This is a genomic window from Desulfuromonadales bacterium, from assembly GCA_035620395.1.
Lineage (GTDB): Bacteria > Desulfobacterota > Desulfuromonadia > Desulfuromonadales > DASPGW01 > DASPGW01.
The window spans coordinates 1-5,361 of the sequence record DASPGW010000244.1 but is presented as its reverse complement, the minus strand read 5'-3'; the positions used below and the strand labels follow the sequence as shown (position 1 = coordinate 5,361).

Annotated in this window: 3 protein-coding genes; all 3 read left to right on the top strand. The window is 62.2% G+C overall.

The annotated features are described in order from the left end of the window. The coding region (locus VD811_13425) for a multicopper oxidase (protein HXV21982.1) at positions 1 to 1,802 on the top strand (1,802 nt) is incomplete at its 5' end. A gap of 201 nt (positions 1,803 to 2,003) precedes the next feature. Next, positions 2,004 to 3,362, top strand: coding sequence for a cytochrome c peroxidase (locus VD811_13420; protein ID HXV21981.1), 1,359 nt, complete (start codon positions 2,004 to 2,006; stop codon positions 3,360 to 3,362). A 200-nt stretch (positions 3,363 to 3,562) separates the two neighbouring features. After that, positions 3,563 to 4,837, top strand: coding sequence for a cytochrome c peroxidase (locus VD811_13415; protein ID HXV21980.1), 1,275 nt, complete (start codon positions 3,563 to 3,565; stop codon positions 4,835 to 4,837). Positions 4,838 to 5,361 lie beyond the last annotated feature (524 nt).

Sequence of the window (5,361 nt, the reverse complement as noted above, 5' to 3'; positions counted from 1 at the left end):
GCAACTACCCCGCCTATACCATCGAGGCCGAGGTGAACGAGCCGGTCACGGTCAAATGGTTCAATAACCTCAAGGATTCGGCCGGCAACTACCTCCCCCATCTGCTGCCCGTCGACCAGACCCTGCACTGGGCCAATCCGCCGATGGAATGCTTCGACGACGAAACGGGGATGACGATGACGGGAACCGACTGCAGCGGCCAGAGTCAAGCACCTTACACCGGCCCCGTCCCCATCATCACCCATTTGCACGGCGCCCATGTCGGTCCCGACAGCGACGGCTACCCCGAGGCCTGGTACCTGCCGGCGGCGAACAACATTCCGGCCGGCTACGCCACCGAGGGCAGCCAGTATGACGACATCCTCGGCGGCTCCGGCAGAGGCCAAGGTTTTGCCGTTTTTCGCTACCCCAACGACCAGCGGGCGACCACCCTCTGGTTCCACGACCACAGCCTGGGGATGACCCGCGCCAACGTCTACGCAGGACCCGTCGGCTTCTACCTGCTGCGCGGCGGCGAGGGGGATGTGGTCGATAACCTTGCAACCAAACAAATAAACGACGGGGTCTTGCCGTCCGGCGCCTACGAGATTCCACTCGCGATCCAGGACAAATCCTTCAACGCCAACGGCTCCCTCTTCTACCCCGGCGACCGCGCCTTCTTCGAGGGGCTGCTGCCCTCCCAGCTCAAGATCCCCTTCATCCCGGAGACAACCCTGGGGGGCGGAATCAGCGACGTGTCGCCGATCTGGAACCCGGAATTCTTCGGCAACACCATCGTGGTCAACGGCAACACCTGGCCCTACCTGAACGTCGAGCCGCGCCAGTACCGCCTGCGCCTCCTCAACGGCAGCGACTCGCGTTTCTACATTCTGACCACGCCCATGGTCAAGGGCAAGCCTATGGTCACCTTCTACCAGATCGGCGCTGACGGCGGCTTCCTGCCGAAGCCGGTGGCGCTCGGCCAGATCCTGCTCGGACCGGCTGAACGTGCCGACGTAATCGTCGACTTCTCGGGCCTTGCCGGCAAGACAGTAACCCTGCTCAACATCGGTCCCGACGAGCCCTTCGGCGGCGGTATCCCGGGGATCGACTTCGCCCCGTCCGACCCCGGCACCACCGGCCAGGTGATGCAGTTCCGGGTGTCGGCGACGAAGGTGGCCGACCCGAGCACGCCGGTGAAGAGCCTGGGGCTGCCGGCGCCCGTTCAGCTCGGGCCAGCAGTCAACGCTGCCGCCCCCAGGCGGCTCTCTCTCAACGAGGAAGAATCTGGGACCGTCTTCGTCCCCGTCGACGCCAATGGCGAGTACATCCTTGACGGGATGGGCAACTTGAGGGAGGTGTCCGAATTCGATCCGAACGCGGCCCCCTTCGGACCCTCCGAGGCCGTTCTCGGGACTGTTGACGCAGGAGGATTCCCGGTGCTCTGGGAATGGATGCAAGAAATCACCGAGAATCCTGCCCTGAATTCCACCGAGGTCTGGGAGATCTACAACTTCACCGCCGACGCGCACCCGATACACATCCACCTGGTGCAATTCGAAATCCTCAACCGGCAGGCGCTGGTGACCAACGACGAGGGAATGGCGGAACCGCCGGCCGCACTTGTCGGCAAACCCCGGCCGCCCGAGTCCTGGGAGACCGGCCGCAAGGATACCATCATCGTCTACCCCGGCGAAGTGGCGCGGTTGAAGGCACACTTCGACATCGCTGGCCTGTTTGTGTGGCACTGCCACATCCTCTCGCACGAGGACAACGAGATGATGCGCCCGTACTATGTCGGGCCGGTTCCACCCGAAATGTGATGCGAGTTTCGGCCTGAAGCAAGAGGGCCGCCCCGCGGGGGTGGCCCTCGTTAAACCCCCGACAGGGATGGCAGTTGCGGGGTCCGCAGGCGAACGGAAGCCTGCCTTCAGAGGCAGGTTTTTTTTCGGCCGGTTGATATTTCCGCACAATGTGAGAGGGTTTGGTAAAAAACAATTCACGCTGGCAAGTGGAGGAAACAGATGAAGGCGATACGTTGGCTCGCATTATTATTGTTTCTTGTCGGCCCAGTGACAGCCGGCGCAGCTGAACTCTCCGACCTCGAGCAGCTCGGGAAGCATCTCTTCTTCGACATGAACCTGTCGGTGAACGGCACTCAGTCCTGCGCCAGCTGCCACGCCGCCGAGGTGGGCCTTACCGGCCCGGACTCCTTTGTCAACGAGGCCGGGGCGGTCATGCCCGGGGTTTTGGAGGATCGCTTTGGCAATCGAAAGCCGCCCAGCGCCGCTTACGGCGGAGACAGCCAGCCACTTTATTATGATGAGGACGCAGGGGGGTGGTTCGGCGGCATGTTCTGGGACGGCCGGGCTACCGGCTGGACGCTGGGTGACCCGCTGGCCGAACAGGCGATGGGACCGTTCCTGAATCCTCTGGAGATGGGAATGCCTCATGCCAGGCAGGTCTGCATCCGGGTAGCCAACGCCTCGTACGCGGATCTCTTCCAATTGGTCTGGGGGCCCTTGTCCCTGGACTGCATCAACGACGTAGCCGGCGCCTACGAACGGATCGCCCTTTCCATCGCGGCGTACGAAAAAAGCACCGAAGTCAACCCCTTTACTTCCAAGTTCGATCTGTTCTGGGACAACGCCGAGGCGGTGGGCAAGGACGTCACCAAAATCAGTTTCGGCAACATGATGAACCCCAATCGCTGGCAGAACTACGCCGGTCTGGGGTTGACCAGTGCCGAACTCCAGGGGCTGGCAGCCTTCAACGACCCCAACCGCGGCGACTGCGCCCGCTGTCACTCCCTGGCGCCGGGTACGGAAGGCTACCCGCTCTTCACCGATTTCAGCTACTGGAACATCGGCGTGCCCAAAAACCCGGAAAACCCCTTCTACTTCATGCCCAGAAAATGGAACCCCGATGGTGCCGACTGGGTCGACACCGGCCTGGGCGGCTTCCTCAAGAGTGCCGGGTATGCTCCTGGGGATTACGAACCGGAGATGGGCAAATTCAAGACGCCCACCCTGCGCAACGTCGATCTGCGCCCCCCCGGTGATTTCGTCAAGGCGTACGGCCATAACGGCTTCTTCAAGTCGCTGGAAGAGATCATTCTCTTCTACACCTGGCGCGCCCACATGGAAGCGTGCGCCGGCGGCGGCTGTGGCGGCATGGGCGGAGGCGGAGGTGGTATGGGCGGCGGTGGCATGGGCGGAGGTGGTGGCGGGATGATGCCAGACCCCAATCTGTTCCCGCCGCCGGAGGTGAGCAAGAACTTGGAGACGCTGAATTTCTCCATGATGATGGGCCAAGCGATGATGGACCAGGCCAATATCCTGGCGTTCTTGAAGACCCTGTCGGACGGCTACGAAGCGCCGTAAGGATCATGGGTGCCGGCTGGATGTCGAGAGTCCACGGTCGGTGTTGGAAATGCAGTCAGCACTTAATTGAGCATTTTTTCGTGAAAGAAAAGCAATCCTGCGGGAGCAATCCGCTCCAGTCTTGCTATTCATTTAATTACAGTTGCCTATGGGACGACGCCGGACGGAAAGCTCCGGCCCCAACCGAAAGGGTAAAGATCATGAATGAGTCATGGATCGTTCGAACCTGGCTGGCGGCCGTCGCCATCCTGTTCTGTCTCGGCTCCGCCGCCTGGGCGCTCACCCCGCAGGAGGAACTTGGCGAACGCCTCTACTTCGACGAGTATCTCTCCAAGTACAAGAACCAGTCCTGCGCCAGCTGTCACTTCCCCGAGCCCGGCTTCGTCGACCCGGACAACGTTGCCAACCCCGACTACTGGGTGGTCTCCATCGGCTCCGATCCCAGCAAGAACGGCGGCCGCAACTCTCCTTCCGTGGCCTATGCCGCCTTCAGCCCCGCCTTCTACTGGAATGATGGTGAAGGGTTGTACATGGGCGGGCAGTTCTGGGACGGCCGCGCCGCCACGCTCACCGAGCAGGCCAAGGGGCCTTTCCTGAACCCGCTGGAGATGGCGATGAAGGACGAGGCCGCGGTGCTGGCGGCCCTCGCCGCCAAGAAGAATCCCAACTCCAGGACCTACCGCAAACTCTTCCTGCAGGTTTACGGCGTCGACCTGCTCACCCTCGATCTCGGCGACAGAAGCAGGGTTGTGGCGGTCTACGGGATGATGGCCGAGGCGATCGCCGCCTACGAAAAGACCGTCTTTTTCCGCCCCTTTACCTCCAGGTACGACTACTTCCTGGCACAAAAGGGAAATCTCAGCGCCCAGGAGCTGCGCGGGCTGGCCCTCTTCAACGGCAAGGCCCAGTGCCACTTCTGCCATCCGGCCGACCTGACGGAAGACGCCGACGGCAATCCCATGCCGCCGCTCTTCACCGACTATTCCTACGACAACCTCGGCATCCCCAAAAGCAAGAACCCCCTCATCGCCGGCAACCCCGTCGATTACGGCCTCGGCGGCCGCCCGGACATCGCCGCCGTTGACCCCGACGAGGCCCTCTCGGCCGCCGCCGGCTATCCGGTTTCAGCCGGCGAGGCGGGCAAGTTCAAGGTGATGACGCTGCGCAACATTGCCGTCACCCCGCCCTACGGCCACAACGGCTTCTTCGCCACGCTGGAGGAGATCGTCCACTTCTACAACAAGCGGGATATGATGCTGAGCATGTCCGGCGGCGGTGGCATGGGCGGAGGCGGCATGGGCGGGGGTGGCGGCATGGGGATGCAGCCCGAGGTGGCGCAGAACGTCAACACCGAGGAGTTGGGCAACCTGGGACTGACCATGATGGAGGAGAAAGATCTCATCGCCTTCCTGAAGACCCTGACCGACCGGCCTGGGATGGTTTTCCCATACACCTTCCCCCCGCCGTCACCTTGAGAAGAGGAAGCGCCAGCCGCCCTGGATCCGACCGGGCTGGGGCAAGCCACGGCACTCTTCCTGGCGGCAACTTGGGGGGGAGATCGGATTTTCATAAAACATCAGGAAAAGTGGGTGATGAATGAACAGGGCAGGGTAGAGCCCCGACGGAAATCCGGAATTATCGGCTTTCCGTCGGGGGCTGCTGCAGATGGAGTGGAATGTCTGGAGCCGTTGTCGGTTTAAAAAAAAGTGGTATGGTGGATGTGTAGCGACTAATGCTTTTGCCCTTTGCGCGGTCCGTCGGCGGCGATGCCATGCGGATCGCAGCACCGCTCGTGGGAGAGTCCGATTCCGTAAGGCATCAGGAGGTGCGTATGCGATGGCGTCTGGTCATACCCGTATTTCTGCTGCTGGCTTCCTCGGCATGGGGTGCCGTTCTGGAAGGGACCTGCGAGGTCGCCTTCGTCGGCACCTCGACGCTGCACGACTTCTCCGGCAAGGGCGCCTGCATTCCCTTCCAGGTGACGCTGGGGGAGACGATG

Coding starts and splice junctions, on each gene's coding strand:
- VD811_13420 (HXV21981.1), top strand. CDS start 2,004: ATGAAGGCGATACGTTGGCTCGCATTATTATTGTTTCTTGTCGGCCCA.
- VD811_13415 (HXV21980.1), top strand. CDS start 3,563: ATGAATGAGTCATGGATCGTTCGAACCTGGCTGGCGGCCGTCGCCATC.